Here is an 18765-nt window from a genome sequence, read left to right on the forward strand (position 1 = left end):
CGCGGGACCGGCGGCACGGGCGAAGCGAGCGCGGGCGCCGCGGGCTTGGCGAGACCGGCGGGCGGCGCGGGCATCGGCTCGCCCTCGGCGGGCGCCGGCCGGCTCGTGCCGGGCACCCAGGCGGTGCCGCTCCAGTAACGGATATAGCCAGGAATGGAAGGGTCCGGATAAAACCCTTCCACGGGGCTGTTGTCGGCGGATCCTGAGGAAGGGGCGCTCATGGTCTCCGATGTCCCGTATCTGCTCGGCCGTACTGCGGTGTCGGTGCTCGGTGGGGCGGGCGACGACAAGCAGTCTGCCGCACTCGAGCGACGTGGGGCGCGCTGCTCCCCTGCCTCATGACCTCTATGCACAAAAGGCAACCGGGCGCGCTGCACACAGGTCTACCAGACGGCTCTCCACTCTGCGGCCGTCCCGCGGGCGGGACCACTCACACGTGCGACCGGCGCACCGGTTCGGCGAAGTCGCGTAATGGTGTGGGGGTCGTTGCGCTCTCTGTCGGTGCGGGTCCGTTCGCGAGGGGCCACGGACCGAGAGAAGCAGAGCAGAGAGGGCGCACTTCATGCACACCGTGGTGGAAAGAGAGCTGGAGATCGACCTGGTGCTGTCGCCCGAGCGCAGCATCCCCGTGCCGTCGCGGCTGAGCTACCGGACGGCCGACCCGTACGCGGTGCACATCGCCTTCCACGTCACCTCGGAGGCCCCGGTGCACTGGACGTTCGCGCGCGAGCTGCTGGTCGAGGGGGTGTTCCGGCCGTGCGGCAGCGGGGACGTGCGGGTGTGGCCGACGCGGACGGACGGGCGCAGCGTGGTGTGCATGGCGCTGTCCTCGCCGGACGGCGCCGCGCTGCTGGAGGCCCCGGCGCCGGCGGTGTCGGCGTGGCTGGAGCGGACGCTGCGGGTGGTGGCGCCGGGGTCGGAGCGGGAGCGGCTGGAGCTGGACGCGGCGCTGAAGGAGATTCTCGGCGCGTGACGCGCCGGTGCGGGTGCCGGCACCGGCGCGTCAAGTGCCTTACGCGTCCAGCACTTTGCCCGGGTTCAGGATATTGAGGGGGTCGAAGGCCCTTTTGATCCCCCGCTGGATCTCCAGGCCCACGGGGCCCAGCTCCCTCGCGAGCCACTCCTTCTTCAGGACGCCCACGCCGTGCTCGCCGGTGATCGTGCCGCCCAGCTCCAGCCCGAGGGCCATGATCGCGTCGAAGGACTCGCGGGCGCGGCGCGCCTCGTCGGCGTCGGCGGGGTCGAAGCAGACGACGGGGTGGGTGTTGCCGTCGCCGGCGTGGGCGCAGACGCCGATGGTGAGCCCGTACTTGCGGGCGATCTCCGCGGTGCCCTCCAGCATGTCGGCGAGGCGGGAGCGGGGCACGCAGACGTCGTCGATCATGGTGGCGGGCCGGAGTGCCTCCAGGGCGGTGAGGGAGAGCCGGCGGGCCTGCAGGAGCAGGTCGGACTCGGCGGCGTCCTCGGCGGGGACGACCTGGTCGGCGCCGGCGGCCGTGCACAGCTCGGCGACGGCGGCGAGGTCCGCGGCCGGGTCGGGGGTGTCGAAGGCGGCGAGGAGGAGGGCTTCGGTGCTCTCCGGGAGGCCCATCCTCGCCATGGCGTTGACGGCGCGGACGGTCGTGCGGTCCATGAGCTCCAGCAGCGAGGGGGCGTGGCCGCGGGCCATGATCTGCCGGACGGCCTCGCCGGCCGCGGCGACGGACGGGAACTCGGCGGCGAGCGCGAGCTGTTGGGGCGGGGCGGGCCGCAGCGCGAGGACGGCCCGGACGACGATCCCGAGGCTGCCCTCGGAGCCGGTGAACAGGCGGGTGAGGTCGTAGCCCGCGACGCCCTTGGCGGTGCGGCGGCCCGTCTTCAGCAGCCGGCCGTCGGCGAGGACCACGTCGAGGCCGAGGACGTACTCGGCGGTGACGCCGTACTTCACGCAGCACAGGCCGCCCGAGGCGGTGCCGATGTTGCCGCCGATGGTGCACTGCTCCCAGCTGGACGGGTCGGGCGGGTAGTAGAGGCCCTGTTCGGCGACGGCGCGGGAGAGGACGGCGTTGACGACGCCCGGTTCGACGACGGCGACGCGGTCGACGGGGTCGATCTCCAGGATGCGGTCCATCTTGACGAGGGAGAGCACGATGCAGCCGTCGGCGGCGTTGGCCGCGCCGGACAGGCCCGTGCGGGCGCCCTGCGGGACGACGGGGACCCGCAGGGCGGTGGCGGTGCGCATGACGTGCTGCACCTGCTCCACGGTGCGGGGGAGCGTGACGACGGCGGGGGCGCCTGCGGTGCAGAAGCTCGCCATGTCGTTGGCGTAGCTCCGGGTGACGTCCGGGTCGGTGAGGATCGCCTCGGCGGGTAGGCCTTCGCGCAGGTGCTCGATCAGTTCGCCCATGCGGGGGTCCTTCCCCTACCCGCCCCTTCCCGAACCGGGGCTCCGCCCCGGACCCCGGTCCTCAAACGCCGGACGGCTTATTTTTTAGAGATTGCCCCGCTTCTCCTGCTCCCGCTCGATGGCCTCGAAGAGCGCCTTGAAGTTGCCCTTGCCGAAGCCCATCGACCCGTGCCGCTCGATCATCTCGAAGAAGACGGTGGGCCGGTCCTGCACCGGCTTGGTGAAGATCTGGAGCAGGTAGCCGTCCTCGTCGCGGTCGGCGAGGATCTTCAGTTCGCGCAGGGTGTCGACGGGGACGCGGGTCTCGCCGACCCACTCCCCCAGCGTGTCGTAGTACGAGTCGGGGGTGTCGAGGAACTGCACGCCGGCCGCCCGCATGGCGCGCACGGTCGCGACGATGTCGTTCGTCGCGAGGGCGATGTGCTGGACGCCGGGGCCGTTGTAGAACTCCAGGTACTCGTCGATCTGCGACTTCTTCTTGGCGATGGCCGGCTCGTTGAGCGGGAACTTCACCTTGCGGGTGCCGTCCGCGACGACCTTCGACATGAGGGCGGAGTACTCGGTGGCGATGTCGTCGCCGACGAACTCCTTCATGTTCGTGAAGTGCATGACGTTGTTGTAGAACGCCACCCACTCGTTCATCTTGCCGAGCTCGACGTTGCCCACGCAGTGGTCGATCGCCTGGAAGCGGCGGTCGCCGGGCTCGACGAGCGGCTTGGCGGCGACGTAGCCGGGCAGGTACGGGCCGGTGTAGGCGGACCGCTCCACGAGCGTGTGGCGGGTCTGACCGTACGTGGCGATGGCGGCGAGGACGACGGTGCCGTGCTCGTCCGTGACCTCGTGCGGGGCCTCCAGGCCGGTCGCGCCGTGCTCGACGGCGTAGGCGTAGGCGGCGCGGGCGTCCGGCACCTCGATGGCGAGGTCGACGACGCCGTCGCCGTGCTCGGTGACGTGCTCGGCGAGGAAGCGGCCGTGGTCGGTGGCGGCCTTGATGACCGTGGTGAGGACGAAGCGCGCGCCGCCGGACTCCAGGACGTAGGAGGCGGTCTCGCGGCTGCCGTTCTCCGGGCCGCGGTAGGCGACGAGCTTCATGCCGAAGGCGGTGGAGTAGTAGTGGGCGGCCTGCTTGGCGTTGCCGACGGCGAAGACGACCGCGTCCATCCCCTTGACCGGGAACGGGTCCGCCTGCCGTGCGGTGTGCGGGGTGTGATCGGTGGTCTGTGTCATGGCCGCAGCGTCCCGCCGATCCACAAGGTGCGCAATAGTTTGCGTATCTACTGGGCATATTGCAGAGCGAACCGCCGGTAACACCGGACGTTCTGTACATGCTGACCACTGGGAGGACCGTGTGGCGATCGATCGTTTGGACGGGCGGCTGATCGAGCTGCTGGCCGAGGAGCCGCGGATCGGCGTCCTGGAGGCCTCGCGCCGGCTGGGCGTGGCGCGCGGGACCGTCCAGGCGCGGCTGGACCGGCTGCAGGCGCAGGGCGTCATCCGCGGCTTCGGCCCGGACGTGGACCCCGCGGCGCTGGGCTATCCGGTGACGGCCTTCGCGACGCTGGAGATCAAGCAGGGGCAGGGCGGCGACGTGCGGTCGCACCTGGCGACCGTGCCCGAGGTGCTGGAGCTGCACACCACGACCGGGCGCGGCGACATGCTCTGCCGCCTGGTCGCACGCTCGAACGCCGACCTCCAGCGTGTGATCGACCGCGTTGTGGGTTTTGATGGCATCGTGCGGGCCTCCACGGCGATCGTCATGGAGAACGCCGTGCCGCTGCGGATCATCCCGCTGGTGCAGCAGGCGTCGCAGGACCAGGACCCGCACCGGCCCTGACCGTGGCGGCGCCCAGGCGCGGAGGGAGGCGAGCGGGTGAGCTTCTGGCAGTACGTGGCCGGCCGCCGCGCCCAGCTGCTGGCGGACGCCTGGCAGCACGCGAGCGCCGTCTTCCAGTGCATGGTCGTCGCCACCCTCCTGGGCGTGGTGATCGGCGTGCTCACGTACCGCCGGGAGTGGGCCGGGAACCTGGCGGTGACCACGACGGCCACGCTGCTGACCATCCCCTCCCTCGCCCTGCTCGGCCTGCTCGTCCCGCTCACCGGCCTGGGCGTCGCGCCGACGGTCACGGCGCTCGTGCTCTACGGGCTGCTGCCGATCGTCCGCAACGCGGTCGTGGGGCTGCGGGGCGTGGACCCCTCGCTCGTGGACGCCGCGAAGGGGATCGGGATGTCCCGGGCGGCCCGGCTCCTGCGCGTCGAGCTGCCGCTGGCCTGGCCGCCGATCCTCACCGGGATCCGGGTGGCCACCCAGATGCTGATGGGCATCGCGGCCGTCGCCGCGTACGCCTCCGGGCCCGGCCTCGGCAACGAGATCTTCCGCGGCGTCTCGTCGCTGGGCAGCGCCAACGCCCTCAACCAGGTGCTCGCCGGAACGCTCGGGATCATCGTGCTCGCCCTGCTGTTCGACGCGGCGTACGTGCTGATCGGGCGGCTGACGATCCCGGGCGGGATCCGTGGCTGAGTCCGCGCAGCGCCCTCCGGAGGACCGGGCGCGGACCTCCGGCGCCACCATCCACCTGGAGAACCTCACCAAGCGCTACCCCGGCAACCCGGCCCCCGCCGTGGACTGCGTGACCATGGACATCAAGGCCGGGGAGCTGGTGGTCTTCGTCGGCCCGTCCGGCTGCGGCAAGACCACCACCATGAAGATGATCAACCGGCTGATCGAGCCGACGTCGGGCCGGATCCGCATCGACGGCGAGGACGTCACCGGCATCGACCCGGTCCGGCTGCGCCGCAAGATCGGCTACGCGATCCAGGCGTCCGGGCTCTTCCCCCACATGACCGTCGCGCAGAACATCTCCCTCGTCCCGCGCATGACCGGCTGGTCCAAGCGGCGGATCGCCGAGCGGGTGGAGGAGATGCTGGACCTGGTGGGGCTCGACCCCGGCGAGTTCCACGGCCGCTATCCGCGCCAGCTCTCCGGCGGGCAGCAGCAGCGCGTCGGCGTGGCCCGCGCCCTGGCCGCCGACCCGCCGGTGCTGCTGATGGACGAGCCGTTCGGCGCGGTCGACCCGATCACCCGTGACCACCTCCAGGACGAGCTGATCCGGCTGCAGCACGAGCTGCACAAGACGATCGTCTTCGTCACCCACGACTTCGACGAGGCGATCAAGCTCGGCGACCGGATCGCGGTGCTCCGCGAGCGCTCGCACATCGCCCAGTTCGACACCCCGGAAGCCATCCTCACCAACCCCGCCGACGACTTCGTCTCCGGCTTCGTGGGCGCGGGCGCGGCCCTCAAACGGCTCAACCTCACGCGCGTGCGGGACGTGGGCGTCGTCGACTTCCCCACCGCCACCATCGACGACCCCCTGCAGACGATCTTCGACCGGCTGCGCGCGGGCACCACCAACGAGGTGCTGCTGCTGGACCGGCACCACCGCCCGTACAAGTGGCTGCGGCGCGGCGACCTGATGCGGGCCAAGGGCTCCCTCGTGCGCGCCGGCACCCTCGTGCACGACACCGTCACCCGCGACGCGACGCTGCGCGACGCGCTGGAGGCCGTCCTCATCGACAACGCGGGCCGGGTGCCGGTCACCGGGCGGCGCGGCCGGTACGAGGGCGTCGTCGACATGGAGACGCTGATGAACTCCGTGCACGAACTCCTGGAGGAGGACCGGCTGGACGCCGTCGAGCACCAGCACCTGCTGGAGGAGCAGCGGGCCCAGCAGGTGCTGGAGGAGCAGGAGGGCACGACGGACGCGCCGGAGGAGCTGGCGTGAGGGAGCGGCTGGAGACCAGGGACACCGTCGGGCAGCCGGAGGCCGCGGAGGCCGGCGCCCCGCCGGGCAAGGACGCCCCCGAAGGGCCTCCCCCGCGGGCGGCGGCCCCGCCCCGCCGCGTCACCTGGCAGAAGCTCACCATCCTGCCCGCCTTCCTGCTGGCCCTGCTGCTGGCGACCTGGCTGTGGTTCCGCGGCGCCGACCTCGACTCCATCGCCCGGAACTCCATCGCCGACGGCAACGTCTGGCTGCGCCTGCGGCAGCACGTCGTCCTCACCGTCGTCTCCACCTTCTTCGTCCTGGTCATCGCCATCCCGCTGGGCATCCTGCTCACCCGCCGCCGGCTGCGCCCCGCCGCGCCCGCCGTCATCGCCGTCGCGAACGTCGGCCAGGCCACGCCCGCGATCGGCCTGCTGGCGCTCCTGGTGATCTGGCTGGGCATCGGGATGCAGGCCGCGCTCGTCGGCATGGTCGTCTACGCGGTGCTGCCCGTGCTCGCCAACACGATCGCGGGACTGCGGGCCATCGACCCGACGCTGGTGGAGGCCGCGCGCGGCATCGGCATGTCCGCCCTGGGCGTGCTGCGCCGGGTCGAACTGCCCCTGGCCGTGCCGCTGATCCTCGCGGGCGTGCGGACGGCCCTCGTCCTCAACGTGGGGACGGCGACGCTCGCCTACTTCGGCGGGGGCGGCGGGCTCGGCGACCTGATCGCGTCGGGCATCACCAACCAGCGGATGCCGGTGCTGGTGCTGGGGTCGGTCCTGACCGTGGCGCTCGCCCTGCTCGTGGACTGGATGGCGTCCCTGGCCGAGCTGCTGCTGCGGCCGCGCGGGCTGGGGGCGTCCTGACATGGGCGGCCGGAGAGCGCACCGGGCGGCGCCGGCCCTGGCGCTGGCGCTGCTGGCCGCCACGTCCGCCGGCTGCGGCCTGACCAGCGGCTCCCCGCTGGCCGAAAGCGTCCGGCCCGGCTCGGTCGGCCAGGGCCTGCCGCTCAAGGGCGCCTCCCTGACCGTCACCTCGAAGAGCTTCAGCGAGAACATCGTGCTCGGCCAGATCATGGGCCTCGCCTTCAAGGCCGCCGGCGCGAGCGTGCTGGACCGCACCAACATCCAGGGCTCGATCGGGGCGCGCGAGGCCGTCCGGTCCGGCGGCGCGGACGCCATGTACGAGTACACGGGCACCGCCTGGATCACCTACCTCGGCCACGACGAGCCGATCCCCGACCCGCAGCGGCAGTGGCGGGCCGTCCGCGACGCCGACGCCCGCAACGGCCTCACCTGGCTCGCGCCCGCCGCGCTCGACAACACGTACGCCCTGGCCATGAACCGCGCCGGCGCCCGCGCGTACGGCACCCGCACGCTCTCCGAGGTGGCCGCCCTGTCGAGGCGCGACCCGGGGGCCGTGACCCTGTGCGTCGAGACGGAGTTCGCGGCGCGCGACGACGGGCTGCAGGGCATGGCGAAGGCGTACGGCATGAACGTGCCCGCCTCCCGCGTCCAGAAGATGGACGGCGGCATCATCTACACCCAGGTCTCCGGCGGGCGCTCCTGCACCTTCGGCGAGGTGTTCACCACCGACGGCCGCATCGCGGCCATGCACCTCGTCGTCATGCGCGACGACCGGCGCTTCTTCCCCAACTACAACGCGGCACCCGAGATCAACAGCGCCACCCTGCGCCGGTATCCGGCGATCAAGGACGTCCTGGACCCCATCACGGCACGGCTCGACAACGACGTGGCCCGGGAGCTCAACGCCGAGGTGGACGTGGCGGGGAAGGACCCGCGGGAGGTCGCGGAGGAGTGGCTGGTGAGGGAAGGGTTCATCACCCGCTGAGCGCTCGGCGGGCGGGGAAATCAGCAGGTGGGGACGTTGTTCTCGTCGCCGGACGCGAGGGCCCGCAGCGACTTGACCGCGTCCTGCAGCTTCTCCACCGGGACCAGCTGCAGCCCCTTGGGCAGGTTGGCCTTGGCCGCCGAGCACTCGGCCTTCGGGACGAGGAAGACCGTCGCGCCGTCGCGCCGGGCCGCCTGCGTCTTCAGCGGGACGCCGCCGACCTCGCCGACGGTCCCGTCGGCGTCGATGGTGCCCGTGCCGGAGATGACGCGCCCGCCCGTGAGCTCGCCGCCGCGGCCGTCGCCGTCGACCTTGTCGATGATGCCGAGGGTGAAGAGCAGCCCCGCGCTCGGCCCGCCCACGTCGCCGAGACTGAGGCCGATCTTCAGCTCGCCGGGCGAGCGGTGCAGGTAGCGGCGGGCGGCGTCGGTGGCCGAGTCCTGCGACTTCTTCATCTCCGCCTGGTTGTGCGCGTCGACCTCCTCGTCGGAGTCGCCCACGGGGTAGACGGCGTCGTGCGGCATGACGGCCCGGTCCGTACGGGACCAGCCGCTGATCACGTCGCCGAGGTCCACGTCGACGCGCGGGCCCGTCACCACGATCGTGGTCATGCGCAGCTGGCCGGTGGTCTTCCGCGCGGAGGCACCCTCGATCTCGATCACCTGCTTGCCCTCGTGGGAGCCGAGCACGTCCACCGTGGAGCCGGGCTGCGCCACCGAGAACGGCAGCGGCACGAAGGGCACGGAGGCGAGCAGGGCGACGACGGGCACGGCGCAGACGGCGAGGATCCGGGCGCGGCGGGACCGGGCGGGCCGCCCGGCAGGAGCGGGCGCGGCCGGAGCAGGCGTGGTCGGAGCGGGCATGCAGCGAATCTAGTTCACCGGCGTCCCTTCCGTGACATGCGCCCTCGCCGGGCGAGGCGCGGCGAGGGCGTACGGCGTGCAGCACGCCGGGGTCACCTCAGGGCGTCCGCAACCTCCTTCGCCGCTTCCATCACGCGCGGGCCCACACGCTCGGGAATCGTGTCCGTGAGCATCACCACTCCCACGCTGCCCTCGATCCCCAGGACGCCGAGCAGCGGCGCCGCCGCGCCGCTCGCGCCGGCCTCCAGCTCGCCGTGGGTGAGGGCGTAGCCGGGGCTGTCGGCCTCGCCGCGGCGGGCGGCGAGTATGGCGCGGCCGGCCGCCCCCCGGTCCAGGGGATGGCGGAAGCCCGCGCGGTAGGCCACGTGGTAGTCCGTCCACGTCGGCTCGACGACGGCCACCGCGAGCGCCTCGGTGCCGTCGACGAGCGTGAGGTGGGCGGTGGCCCCGATGTCCTCGGCCAGGGAGCGCAGGGCGGGCAGGGCCGCCTCGCGCACCAGCGGGTGCACCTGGCGGCCGAGCCGCAGCACCCCGAGGCCCACCCGGGCGCGGCCGCCGATGTCCCGGCGGACCAGTGCGTGCTGCTCCAGTGTGGCGAGCAGTCGGTAGACGACCGTCCGGTTGACCCCGAGCCGGGTGGACAGCTCGGTGACGGTCAGGCCGTGGTCGGTGTCGGCGAGCAGTTTGAGGACGCGCAGTCCCCGGTCGAGCGTCTGCGAGGTCTCCGCTGTCACGACGCCCCTCCTCCGATGTATGGCGGCTCTCGTCGGGTGGGGTGCGCCGCCGGTCCGCAGCCGGCAGCGCGCGAGGAGAGGCCGCCGGCGGCTTGTCGCTTCTTGCAGCTCTTCTGTACCGGCTGCGCTCCGCGGCGGCGCTGCCACGGGGCGTGTGCGTGACCGGCACCGTAGCGCCGCCGGTCCGCTCAGCGGAAGAGTCTGCCCGCGATCCGGTCAGGCCAGGGCCGAATTACGGATATCGGGGCCGGCGTCCCATCATGCGGACGCCGGCCCCGGCGCCGAAGGGGCGGGGCGGGGGCCCTACTTCATGCGCGTGGCCCACTCCCGCACCTTGCGGATGCGCTCGTTGAGCTGGCCGGCCGTGGCCTCCGCGCTCGGCGGGCCGCCGCAGACGCGGCGGAGTTCGGTGTGGACGACGCCGTGGGGCTTGCCGCTCTGGTGGACGTAGGCGCCGACCAGGGTGTTGAGCTGCTTGCGGAGCTCCAGGAGCTCCTTGTGGGTGACCACCGGGCGCCGCTCGGCGGGCAGTTCGAGGAGGTCCGCCTCGGCGTCCGGCCGCTTGCGGCTGTGCGCGATCTGGCGCGCCTGCCGCTTCTGCAGCAGCAGCTGCACCTGCTCGGGCTCCAGCAGGCCGGGGATGCCGAGGTAGTCCTGCTCCTCCTCGCTGCCCGCGTGCGCCTGCATGCCGAACTCGGCGTTGTTGTAGAGCACCCGGTCGAAGACCGCGTCCGATTCCAGGGCCTCGAAGGAGAGTTGGTCGTCGGTGCCGGTGTCCTCGTCCTGCTGGCGCTCCGCCTCGGCGAGGAGCTTCTCCTCCTCCGCGTACGGGTCCTCCTCGCCGTCGCCCTTCTTCGGCTTGTCGAGGACGTGGTCGCGCTCGACCTCCATCTCGTTGGCGAAGGTCAGCAGGTCGGGGACGGTCGGCAGGAAGACGGACGCCGTCTCGCCGCGGCGCCGGGAGCGCACGAAGCGGCCGACGGCCTGGGCGAAGAACAGCGGCGTGGAGATCGTCGTCGCGTAGACGCCGACCGCGAGCCGGGGCACGTCGACGCCCTCGGACACCATGCGGACGGCGACCATCCAGCGGTCGTCGCCGTGCGAGAAGTCGTCGATGCGCTGGGACGCGCCGCTGTCGTCGGACAGCACGAGCGTGGCGCCCTCGCCGGTGATCTCGCGGATCAGCTTGGCGTAGGCGCGGGCGGACTCCTGGTCGGACGCGATCACGAGGGCGCCCGCGTCCGGGATGGACTTGCGCACCTCGGTCAGCCGGCGGTCGGCCGCGCGCAGCACGTTCGGCATCCACTCGCCGCGCGGGTCGAGCGCGGTGCGCCAGGCCTGGGAGACGGCGTCCTTGGTCATGGGCTCGCCGAGGCGGGCCGCGATCTCGTCGCCCGCCTTGGTGCGCCAGCGCATGTTGCCGCTGTAGGAGAGGAAGATGACCGGGCGGACGACGCCGTCGCCGAGGGCGTTGCCGTATCCGTACGTGTAGTCGGCGGAGGAGCGGCGGATGCCGTCGTTGCCCTCCTCGTACGTCACGAACGGGATCGGGTTCGTGTCCGAGCGGAAGGGCGTGCCGGTCAGGGCGAGCCGGCGGGTGGCGGGCTCGAAGGCCTCCAGGCACGCCTCGCCCCAGGACTTGGAGTCGCCGGCGTGGTGGATCTCGTCGAGGATGACGAGGGTCTTGCGCTGCTCGCAGCGGTTCCGGTGCAGCATCGGGCGCACGCCCACGCCGGCGTAGGTCACGGCGACGCCGTGGTACTCGCGGCCGAGGGGGCCGGCGCTGTACTCCGGGTCGAGCTTGATGCCTATCCGGGCGGCCGCTTCCGCCCACTGCTTCTTCAGGTGCTCGGTCGGGGCGACGACGGTCACCTGCTGGACGACGTGGTGGTGCAGCAGCCAGGAGGCCAGGGTGAGGGCGAAGGTCGTCTTGCCGGCGCCGGGGGTGGCGACGGCGAGGAAGTCGCGCGGCTGCTCCTGGACGTACTTCTCCATGGCGCCCTGCTGCCAGGCGCGGAGCTTGTTGGCGGTACCCCAAGGGGCCCGGCCGGGGAAAGCAGGGGAGAGATGGTGGTTCGTGGTGGTGGTAGTCACGGTCTCCGTCGGCTGGGTCGGCGGTCGGCAACCGCGTCAGCCTACCGGGGCCGGGGTTCACGCTCCGGGGTTACGCCCCGGGGTCACCCGAGGGTGGGACCGAGGTCACACCGCGGCCGGCGGCCTCCCGCGGCGCGAGCCGGGTGGCCACGTACGCGCCCACCAGCGCGAACGCCGCCGCGGCCGCGAAGACCGCCGCGAAGGCGTGCGGCGGGGCGGCGGAACCGGCCGCGGCCGTGGTCACCGAGCCCCCGCCGGACGAGACGAAGAGCACTCCGGCCAGCCCGACCAGGAGGATGCTGCCGAGCGCGTCCGACGTCTGCAGGGAGGCCGCGTTCGTGCCCTCCTCGCCCGGCCGGGACAGCTTCAGCAGGAGCACCGCGCCGCTGGAGATCGTCAGGCCCATGCCGTAGCCGCCGAACACCCAGGACGCCCCGGCCACCCACACCGGCACCCCGTGCACCAGCACCGTCGCCATCAGCACGACGGCGAGCGCCACCAGCCCCATGCCGAGGCTCATCAGCCGCTCGCGGTACGGCTCGGCCCGGCGGCGGCTCTGGGTGTACGAACCGAGCGCCCACGACAGCCCGCCGCCCGTGAGGGAGAAGCCCGCGAGCGTCGCGGACAGGCCGCGCTCCGTGACCAGCATCAGCGGGATGAAGCTCTCCGCGGCCACGAACGAGCCCTGCGCGATGCCGCGCAGCAGCACCACCGAGGGCAGCCCGCGGCGGGCCCGGAAGGTGCCGGCCGGCAGCAGGCGCCGGATGCAGGGCACCAGCAGGGCGAGCCCGGCGGCGGCCGGCAGCAGCGCCCATGGCGTGAGGTCCTGCCCCGCGTACTGCAGCAGCCCCGCGCCCGCCGCGACGGCCAGCGCCAGCAGGATCCGGCGCCGGTCGGCCGTCCCGGCCGGCGGGCCCGGCGGCAGGGCGCGCAGCGCCGGGAGCATCACCACGAGGGGCAGCAGGACCAGCACCGGGATGGCCAGGAACACCCAGCGCCAGCCGAGCTGCTCCGTGACCGCGCCCGCCACCAGCGGGCCGACGATCACCGGCACCACCCAGGCCGCCGAGAACGAGGCCATGACCGAGGCGCGCAGCCGCTCCGGATACGCCCGGCCGACCACCACGTACAGCGCGACGATCACCAGCCCGCCACCGATGCCCTGCACTCCGCGCCCCGCGACGAACATCCACATGCTCCGCGCCGTGCCGGCGACGACGAGTCCGGTGCCGAAGGCCGCGATGCCGGCGAAGAGGGGGGCGAGGGGCCCGGAGCGGTCGCACCACTCCCCCGACAGCGTCATCGCGAAGAGGCTCGCGGTGAAGAAGGCGGAGAAGGCGAAGGCGTAGAGGCCGATGCCGTCGAGGGCGCGGGCGGCGACGGGCATCGCCGTGTTGACCGCGCTCGCCTCGAAGGCGATCAGGGAGACGACCGAGATGATGCCCAGGGTGAGCGCCCGGTGACGGCGCCCGAGTATGCCGTCGCCCGCGTCGTCCTGCGGTGCGGCGGCCTGGGCCGGGGTCATGGATTCGGCGGCGGTCATACCGCGAGCGTACGGAGGGGGCGGGGTCCGGGCACGTGGCGCGAGGAGGAGATGGGGTGGGACTTGGGTCCTAAACACATCGGGGTGGCTGGAATGGGCCCGCCCCCCGCCGCGGCGGCGCGCAACCACCGTGGGGAGGGGCCGGCGGGATCCCGGCGGCCGGGGCTGTGCGGGCGGGCGCCCCGGGGCCGTACGTACGGGCGCTGGGGACCGTACGTAATGGGCGGCCGGGACCGTACGGTACGGGCGCCTGGGACCGTATGCGTACCCGGTCAAGCCGTCAGCAGGACACCCCCGTACGACGCCCCCGCGATCACGACCCACGAGCACAGCCCCAGCGCGGCGACCCGCCCGCCGGTGCGGACCAGCGACGGCAGGTGGACGGCGCTGCCGAGCCCGAAGAGGGCGGCGGCGAGGAGGAGCTCCTGGGCGTGGGCAGCGAGGTCCAGCCCGGCGGCCGGGACCCACCCGGTGGTGCGGACGGCGACCATGGCGAGGAAGCCGAGCACGAAGAGCGGGACGAGCGGGGGCCGCTTCCCGGCCGGCTCGGCGGACGCCTGCGCGGACGCCCCCGCAGACGACTGCGCGGACGCCTGCCGCCGCTTGCGTACGGACACGGCCACCGCCGCGACGAGCGGCGCCAGCAGCGCCACGCGCATCAGCTTGACGAGGACGGCGTCGGTGAGCGCCACGGGCCCGGCGGTCTGGGCCGTGGCCACGACCTGGCCGACGTCGTGGACGCCGGCACCGACCCAGCGGCCGAACTGGGCGTCGTCGAGCCCCAGCGGGTGGTGCAGGAGCGGCAGGACGGCGATGGCGAGGGTGCCGCAGAGGGTGACCAGGGCGACGGAGGTCGCCACGTCCTCCTCGTCGCTGCCGGAGACCTCGCTGACCGCGCCGATCGCCGAGGCGCCGCAGATCGAGTAGCCGGTGGCGATGAGGAGCGGCTGGTCGCCGCGGAGGCCGAGCCGGCGCCCGAGCCAGAGCGTGCCGGCGAAGGTGGCCGCCACGACGGCGACGACCATGGCGACGGTGGCCCAGCCGAGGCCGAGGACGTCGTCGAGGCCGAGCTTGAGCCCGAGCAGGACGACGCCGATCCGCATCAGCCGCTTGCCGGCGAGGGTGAGGCCGGGCCGGGCGCCGCCGCGCACCCAGACCCGTACGCCGGGGGCGTGGGCCGCGGCGATGCCGAGGACGACGGCGGCGGTGAGCATGGGGACGGCGGGGACGAGCAGGTGCACGACCCAGGCCGCGGCCACGCCGCCGGCGGCGGTGGCGAGGCCGGGGAGGGGGCCGGGGGCGGGCCGCGGCGGTGTGCTCGTGCGGACGCGGTCGGTACGGGGGGTGAGGAGTGCCATCAGATTTCGTCGGTCGGGAGGTCGTAGACGCGCCGGACGCTGGAGCCCAGGCGGGAGATGTCGGCGCCGTAGATGTGGAGGGAGATCGCCTTGGCCGTACAGGCGTTGCGGACGCGGTGGATGTCGCCGGGCGGCGCGAAGCCGCACACGTCGCCCTGGTGGTTGACGACGTCCTCGGTGGCGACGAGGCGGGCGGTGGTGCCGTCGGGCACGAGGCGGTAGCGGCGCTCGCTCTCGGTGCCCTCGTGGACGCCGGTGACGCACCACGAGACGTGGTCGTGGATGGCGGTCCGCTGGCCGGGCAGCCACACGAGGGCGACGACGGAGAAGCTGCCGTCGTGCTCGGCGTGCAGGATGTGCTGCCGGTAGCGGTCGGGGTCGCCCTCCTGCTGTTCGGCGGTGAGCAGGTCGTCGGCGCCGAGGTGGGCGGCGAGCCGCTCGCCGACGAGGTAGGCCGTCGTGTCGGGCGGCAGGCCACGGCCTACGGCTTCCCTGACGTCGTCGACGAGTTGGGCGAGGCGCGCGGTCGTCGGGGCTGCGGTGGGAGTGGTCATGAGTGCAGGGTCGAGGCGGTCGGTCCGGCGGGTCCAACGACAGTCTGTTGACCGGAACCCAACGAGCGCTTATGGATCGGCTGACCGGTTTGCGGCCGGCCGCCGGCCGGTCAGCAGCCGACGCGCCGGGCGGCGACCGCCTTGAGCTCGTCCAGGACGAGCGCGGTCGCCGGGATCCGCAGGTGGTCGCGCAGCACGTACGCCGAGACCTGGCGGCGCGAGGCCGGGTCGAGGGCGCGCCCGGTGATCCGGTCGTGGCGCATGAAGGACAGGACGAGGCCGGGCATCATCGCGATGCCGAGGCCCTCGGCGACCAGCGACTGGACGACGAGGTTGTCGTCGGTGGTGAAGGCTATGTCGGGCGCGAAGCCGACCTCGGCGCACTCGTGGAGGAAGTTGGTGCGGCAGCGCAGGCAGCCGGCGATCCAGCGCTCCCCGGCCAGGTCGGCGAGTTTGACGGCGCGGCGGCGGGCGAGGGGGTGCCCTATGGGCATCAGGACGGTGAGCTGGTCCTCCATGAGCGGTATCTCCACCAGCTCCTCGGGGACCTGTTCGTGCAGGCCGGGGTAGGTGAAGGCGAGGGTGATGTCGCACTCGCCGCGCACGAGGCGGCGGATCGAGTCGGGCGGCTCGCCCTCCAGGAGCTCGACGCGGATGCCGGGGTGGTCGGCGGCGAGCCGGGCGAGCGCCTCGGGTATCAGCGTGGCGCTGGCGCTGGGGAAGGCGCAGACCCTGACGCGTCCGGCGCGCAGGCGCGTCAGCGAACTCATCTGCTGCTGGGCGGCGGTGAGACTGTCGAGGATGGTCTCCGCGTGCCGGGCGAGCGCCTCGCCGGCCTCGGTGAGCCGCATGCGGCGGCCGACGCGGGTGAACAGCGGGGTGCCGACGGAGCGTTCCAGCGCCTTCATCTGCTGGGTGATCGCGGGCTGGGTGTAGCCGAGCACGCGGGCGGCCGCGGAGTACGAACCGGCCGTGACCACCGCGTGGAACGTCTTGATGTGCCGCGAGTCGAACACGCGGGAATCATAAGCGGAATTTGGGATAGCGGGGAGAGAGGTGAGGGGTAGCTTCTGGATTACCGGACGGAAGGGATAAGGCAGGCTTATGCCGCATTACGTGTCGTACGACGGAGTGGAACTGAGCTACCGGATGCTGGAGGGGCCGGAGAGCGCAGGTCCTCCCCTGGTGTGCCTGGCGGGCGGCCCGGGGCGGGACGCCGCGTACCTGGGCACCCTGGGCGGCCTGGACGCCCACCGCACCCTGATCATCCCGGACAGCCGCGGCACGGGCGCCTCCCCGCCCTCCCCCGAGCCGTGGGGGTACGCGTTCCCGGCGCTCGCCGAGGACCTGGAGTCCCTCCGCGCGCACCTGGGCCTTGCGTCCTTCGCCCTGCTCGCCCACGACGCGGCCTGCGCGACGGCCCAGGCCTACGCGGCGCAGCACGGCGACCGCCTCACCCGGCTGGTGCTGGTCACCCCCGGCTCGCGGCTCCAGGGCGAACTGCCCGACGACGCCGAGGAGATCTTCGAGTCCCGCGCGGCGGAGGACTGGTGGACGGACGCGTACGTGGCCCTCCACACCCTCCCCACGGCCGCCGACATGGCCGAGGTCCGCAGCCTCCTGCTGCGCGCCGCCCCCATGGGCTACGGCCGCTGGGAAGCCCCCCAGCGCGCCCACGCCGCCACCGAACCCGACCAGCTCGGCCCGGTCCCCCGCGCCGGCTTCTGGCAGGGCGTCGACGACCCGGCCCGCCACGCCCTCCTCGCCCGCCTCCCCGAGGTCGGCTGCCCGGTCCTGGTCATCAGGGGCGACCGGGACGCGCTGGCGGGAATGCGCGCGGGGGAGCTGGTGGCGGCGTCCTTCCGCACGGCGGCGGTCCGCACGCTGCACGGCGTGGGGCACTACCCGTGGGTGGACGAGCCGGACCTCTTCCGGCCGGTGGTGGAGTCCTTCCTGGAACGGGGTTACGACCCGGAGGCGGTGTGAACGCACGATGGCAGTCGCATTGCGGCGGGGGCCGGACCGTTGAACGCCGTGGTGCGCAGCCATAGTGTCCACACCAGGAGCACAACTTGGCCGTGTGCCCGAGTGGTTGAGGGACTCGCCTGCAAAGCGAGTTACGCCGGTTCGATTCCGGTCACGGCCTCTACGCGGATCTGAGTACGCCTACTCAAACCGGATTGAGTGAGCGTGCGCTCCCGCGGAAGGCACACCCCGAGGTGTGATCACCTCATGAAGACAAAGCCGACGCCGGAAGCCCTCCCCGGCCTCCCCGGCCCCACGCCCGAGCGACCCAACGGCGTCGGCATGGCGGCACTGGTGCTGGCCGTCCTGGCAGTACTGGCCGCCGGCACCGTCTGGGGCATTCCACTGGCCGTCCCGCTCGGTCTGGCCGCGACGGTCTGCGGCGCGATCGGCTGGAGAAGGGTGAAGCAGGACAGAGCCGATGAACGCGCCCCGGCGCTCATCGGCCTCTCCCTGGGAGCCACGGCCACGGCTGTCTGCCTGGGCCTGACGATCTGGTTCGTCGACGGCCTGTCCCACCTCGACGAAAGGCCGGAGGACCTGGTCTCCAGGGGCGGCAAGTACGAGACGCCCCTGGACCCCGGCGGAACGGCCCGCTACCGGGACGGCATCCGGGTGACGGTCAGCAAGGCCCGCCGCGTCCCGAACCGCCCCGGTGACGCCGCCCTGGCGAAGGGCGAGGTGACCTACGAGTTCACGGTCACGTACGTCAACGATCAGGGGAAGTCCGTCAGCCTGGCGTCGAGCGGCATCAGAAGCGAACAGAAATTCAAGCCGGACGGCCTCACCTCCACCGGCCCCACGAGCCCGGAATTCCCGAAGGAACTCGCGCCCCACCAGAAGGTGGCGGTGAAAATGCACACCACCGCCCCACCGGACGCAACCGCCTTGGACTTCAGCTGCACCCCGACGGACTACCGGGCCGAAGCCCACTGGCTACTGCCACTCCGCTGACTCCACTGACTCCGATGCCTCCGATGCCTCCGTAGCCCGCTCAACGGAATCTGTAAGGTACACGCCAGGTGCCTGTGCTGCGCCGACCGGCGCCGGACGGGTAGAGGCGCGCGCATAGGGGGGGGGAAGCCTATGAGTTCCGGGAGTTCTGGCGAACAGCAGTCAGCGCAGCAGCCGCAGCCGCAGCCGCAGCCGAACCAAGCGACAGCCGGCGGGGTGGGCGGCGGCCAGGGGATGGCGAGCTCCGCCGGCGACAAGCAGCGGGCGGCGTCGTACATAGAGCAGCATCTGCTGCCGGACACCAGGGCTGCCGGCCGCATCGGCGAAGGCGGCGGCCCGGTTCAGCCACCACTGGTCGCGGGGGCCGCACGGTCGAGCCTGCTGAAGCCGGACACGGGGTTGAAAGGGCTGTCCGCTTGGGCCGCGGACAAAGGGCTGTCGGAGGCGATGGCGGTCTGGCAGGGACAGACGAACGGCCTGTTGAACCGGCTGAACCGCGAGCTGGACGCGCTGCGCGGCACGAACACCCTCTTCCGAGGTCAGGACGTCGCCATCGGGGAGCAATTCGGCTCGACGAGAGGGACGCAGAGCCCGTCCCGCAGCCGAATAAACGAATGGTGACGGGTGGGGAGGGGGAGC

Annotated in this window: 19 protein-coding genes and 1 tRNA gene; 10 read left to right on the forward strand and 10 right to left on the reverse strand. The window is 72.8% G+C overall.

The genetic code is table 11. The annotated features are described in order from the left end of the window. Positions 1–221 (reverse strand): DUF2510 domain-containing protein (locus B7P34_RS39725; RefSeq protein WP_146166835.1); only part of this gene is annotated, 221 nt, incomplete at its 3' end. Positions 222–562: 341 nt separating this feature from the next. Here B7P34_RS39725 and B7P34_RS16615 point away from each other — a divergent pair. Then, positions 563–973, forward strand: coding sequence for an SsgA family sporulation/cell division regulator (locus B7P34_RS16615; RefSeq protein ID WP_106677289.1), 411 nt, complete (start codon positions 563–565; stop codon positions 971–973). Positions 974–1012: 39 nt separating this feature from the next. Here the strand turns inward: B7P34_RS16615 and B7P34_RS16620 are convergent, their stop codons facing one another. Then, positions 1013–2386, reverse strand: a complete 1374-nt coding sequence (locus B7P34_RS16620; RefSeq protein WP_106677291.1) for an FAD-binding oxidoreductase — start codon at positions 2384–2386, stop codon at positions 1013–1015. A gap of 84 nt (positions 2387–2470) precedes the next feature. After that, positions 2471–3613 (reverse strand): 4-hydroxyphenylpyruvate dioxygenase, encoded by a 1143-nt coding sequence (gene hppD / locus B7P34_RS16625; protein ID WP_106677293.1) that lies wholly within the window; start codon positions 3611–3613, stop codon positions 2471–2473. A 121-nt stretch (positions 3614–3734) separates the two neighbouring features. On the opposite strand from hppD, the gene B7P34_RS16630 reads away from it, so the two are divergent. Genes B7P34_RS16630 through B7P34_RS16650 form a run of 5 tightly spaced genes read left to right on the forward strand, consistent with a single transcriptional unit; the run spans position 3735 to position 8001 of the window. Then, entirely contained in the window at positions 3735–4220 is a 486-nt protein-coding gene (locus tag B7P34_RS16630; RefSeq protein ID WP_106677295.1) for an Lrp/AsnC family transcriptional regulator, read from the forward strand. A 36-nt stretch (positions 4221–4256) separates the two neighbouring features. Further along, positions 4257–4904 carry an ABC transporter permease gene (locus B7P34_RS16635; RefSeq protein ID WP_106677297.1) on the forward strand — a complete coding sequence of 216 codons (648 nt, stop codon included), beginning with the start codon at positions 4257–4259 and terminating at the stop codon, positions 4902–4904. After that, positions 4897–6168 carry a betaine/proline/choline family ABC transporter ATP-binding protein gene (locus tag B7P34_RS16640; RefSeq protein WP_106677299.1) on the forward strand — a complete coding sequence of 424 codons (1272 nt, stop codon included), beginning with the start codon at positions 4897–4899 and terminating at the stop codon, positions 6166–6168. The genes B7P34_RS16635 and B7P34_RS16640 overlap by 8 nt, the downstream gene beginning before the upstream one ends. Further along, on the forward strand, positions 6165–7016 hold the full coding sequence (locus B7P34_RS16645; protein ID WP_106677301.1) for an ABC transporter permease: 852 nt from the start codon (positions 6165–6167) through the stop codon (positions 7014–7016). Before B7P34_RS16640 ends, B7P34_RS16645 begins: the two co-directional genes overlap by 4 nt. 1 nt (position 7017) lies before the next feature. After that, a complete protein-coding gene (locus B7P34_RS16650) occupies positions 7018–8001 on the forward strand; it encodes a glycine betaine ABC transporter substrate-binding protein (protein ID WP_106677303.1) in 984 nt (327 codons plus the stop codon). A gap of 20 nt (positions 8002–8021) precedes the next feature. Here B7P34_RS16650 and B7P34_RS16655 read toward each other — a convergent pair whose 3' ends face one another. The 7 genes from B7P34_RS16655 to B7P34_RS16685 form a co-directional block, all read right to left on the reverse strand. Further along, positions 8022–8864: a hypothetical protein gene (locus B7P34_RS16655; protein ID WP_106677312.1), complete on the reverse strand. Its 843-nt coding sequence runs from the start codon at positions 8862–8864 to the stop codon at positions 8022–8024. Between the two features lie 92 nt (positions 8865–8956). Next, positions 8957–9598, reverse strand: a complete 642-nt coding sequence (locus B7P34_RS16660) for an IclR family transcriptional regulator (RefSeq protein ID WP_106677314.1) — start codon at positions 9596–9598, stop codon at positions 8957–8959. A gap of 303 nt (positions 9599–9901) precedes the next feature. Continuing rightward, on the reverse strand, positions 9902–11692 hold the full coding sequence (locus B7P34_RS16665; protein ID WP_106677316.1) for a DEAD/DEAH box helicase: 1791 nt from the start codon (positions 11690–11692) through the stop codon (positions 9902–9904). 70 nt (positions 11693–11762) lie between these two features. Further along, positions 11763–13235, reverse strand: coding sequence for an MFS transporter (locus B7P34_RS16670; protein WP_106677318.1), 1473 nt, complete (start codon positions 13233–13235; stop codon positions 11763–11765). A gap of 272 nt (positions 13236–13507) precedes the next feature. Then, positions 13508–14593, reverse strand: a complete 1086-nt coding sequence (locus B7P34_RS16675) for a YeiH family protein (protein ID WP_106677320.1) — start codon at positions 14591–14593, stop codon at positions 13508–13510. Further along, on the reverse strand, positions 14593–15147 hold the full coding sequence (locus B7P34_RS16680; RefSeq protein ID WP_106677322.1) for a cysteine dioxygenase family protein: 555 nt from the start codon (positions 15145–15147) through the stop codon (positions 14593–14595). Before B7P34_RS16680 ends, B7P34_RS16675 begins: the two co-directional genes overlap by 1 nt. 110 nt (positions 15148–15257) lie before the next feature. Continuing rightward, positions 15258–16163 carry a LysR family transcriptional regulator gene (locus tag B7P34_RS16685; RefSeq protein WP_030369419.1) on the reverse strand — a complete coding sequence of 302 codons (906 nt, stop codon included), beginning with the start codon at positions 16161–16163 and terminating at the stop codon, positions 15258–15260. Positions 16164–16263: 100 nt separating this feature from the next. Between B7P34_RS16685 and B7P34_RS16690 the strand changes: the two genes are divergently transcribed. The 4 genes from B7P34_RS16690 (at position 16264) to B7P34_RS16705 (ending at position 18747) form a co-directional block, all read left to right on the forward strand. Beyond that, a complete protein-coding gene (locus B7P34_RS16690; RefSeq protein ID WP_223267918.1) occupies positions 16264–17133 on the forward strand; it encodes an alpha/beta fold hydrolase in 870 nt (289 codons plus the stop codon). A gap of 88 nt (positions 17134–17221) precedes the next feature. After that, a tRNA-Cys gene (locus B7P34_RS16695) sits at positions 17222–17293 on the forward strand. An 86-nt stretch (positions 17294–17379) separates the two neighbouring features. Further along, positions 17380–18126 carry a hypothetical protein gene (locus tag B7P34_RS16700; RefSeq protein WP_106677326.1) on the forward strand — a complete coding sequence of 249 codons (747 nt, stop codon included), beginning with the start codon at positions 17380–17382 and terminating at the stop codon, positions 18124–18126. Between the two features lie 132 nt (positions 18127–18258). Further along, positions 18259–18747, forward strand: a complete 489-nt coding sequence (locus tag B7P34_RS16705; protein ID WP_223267919.1) for a hypothetical protein — start codon at positions 18259–18261, stop codon at positions 18745–18747. The last annotated feature ends 18 nt before the right edge of the window (positions 18748–18765 follow it).

This window comes from Streptosporangium nondiastaticum (assembly GCF_003011965.1).
In the GTDB taxonomy this organism is placed as follows: Bacteria; Actinomycetota; Actinomycetes; order Streptomycetales; family Streptomycetaceae; genus Streptomyces; species Streptomyces nondiastaticus.

Excerpts from the sequence above, each read along its gene's own strand:
- B7P34_RS16670 (WP_106677318.1), bottom strand. The coding sequence starts at position 13,235 with ATGACCGCCGCCGAATCCATGACCCCGGCCCAGGCCGCCGCACCGCAG.
- hppD (WP_106677293.1), bottom strand. The coding sequence starts at position 3,613 with ATGACACAGACCACCGATCACACCCCGCACACCGCACGGCAGGCGGAC.
- B7P34_RS16615 (WP_106677289.1), top strand. The coding sequence starts at position 563 with ATGCACACCGTGGTGGAAAGAGAGCTGGAGATCGACCTGGTGCTGTCG.
- B7P34_RS16705 (WP_223267919.1), top strand. The coding sequence starts at position 18,259 with ATGAGTTCCGGGAGTTCTGGCGAACAGCAGTCAGCGCAGCAGCCGCAG.
- B7P34_RS16620 (WP_106677291.1), bottom strand. The coding sequence starts at position 2,386 with ATGGGCGAACTGATCGAGCACCTGCGCGAAGGCCTACCCGCCGAGGCG.
- B7P34_RS16650 (WP_106677303.1), top strand. The coding sequence starts at position 7,018 with ATGGGCGGCCGGAGAGCGCACCGGGCGGCGCCGGCCCTGGCGCTGGCG.
- B7P34_RS16680 (WP_106677322.1), bottom strand. The coding sequence starts at position 15,147 with ATGACCACTCCCACCGCAGCCCCGACGACCGCGCGCCTCGCCCAACTC.
- B7P34_RS16655 (WP_106677312.1), bottom strand. The coding sequence starts at position 8,864 with ATGCCCGCTCCGACCACGCCTGCTCCGGCCGCGCCCGCTCCTGCCGGG.
- B7P34_RS16675 (WP_106677320.1), bottom strand. The coding sequence starts at position 14,593 with ATGGCACTCCTCACCCCCCGTACCGACCGCGTCCGCACGAGCACACCG.
- B7P34_RS16700 (WP_106677326.1), top strand. The coding sequence starts at position 17,380 with ATGAAGACAAAGCCGACGCCGGAAGCCCTCCCCGGCCTCCCCGGCCCC.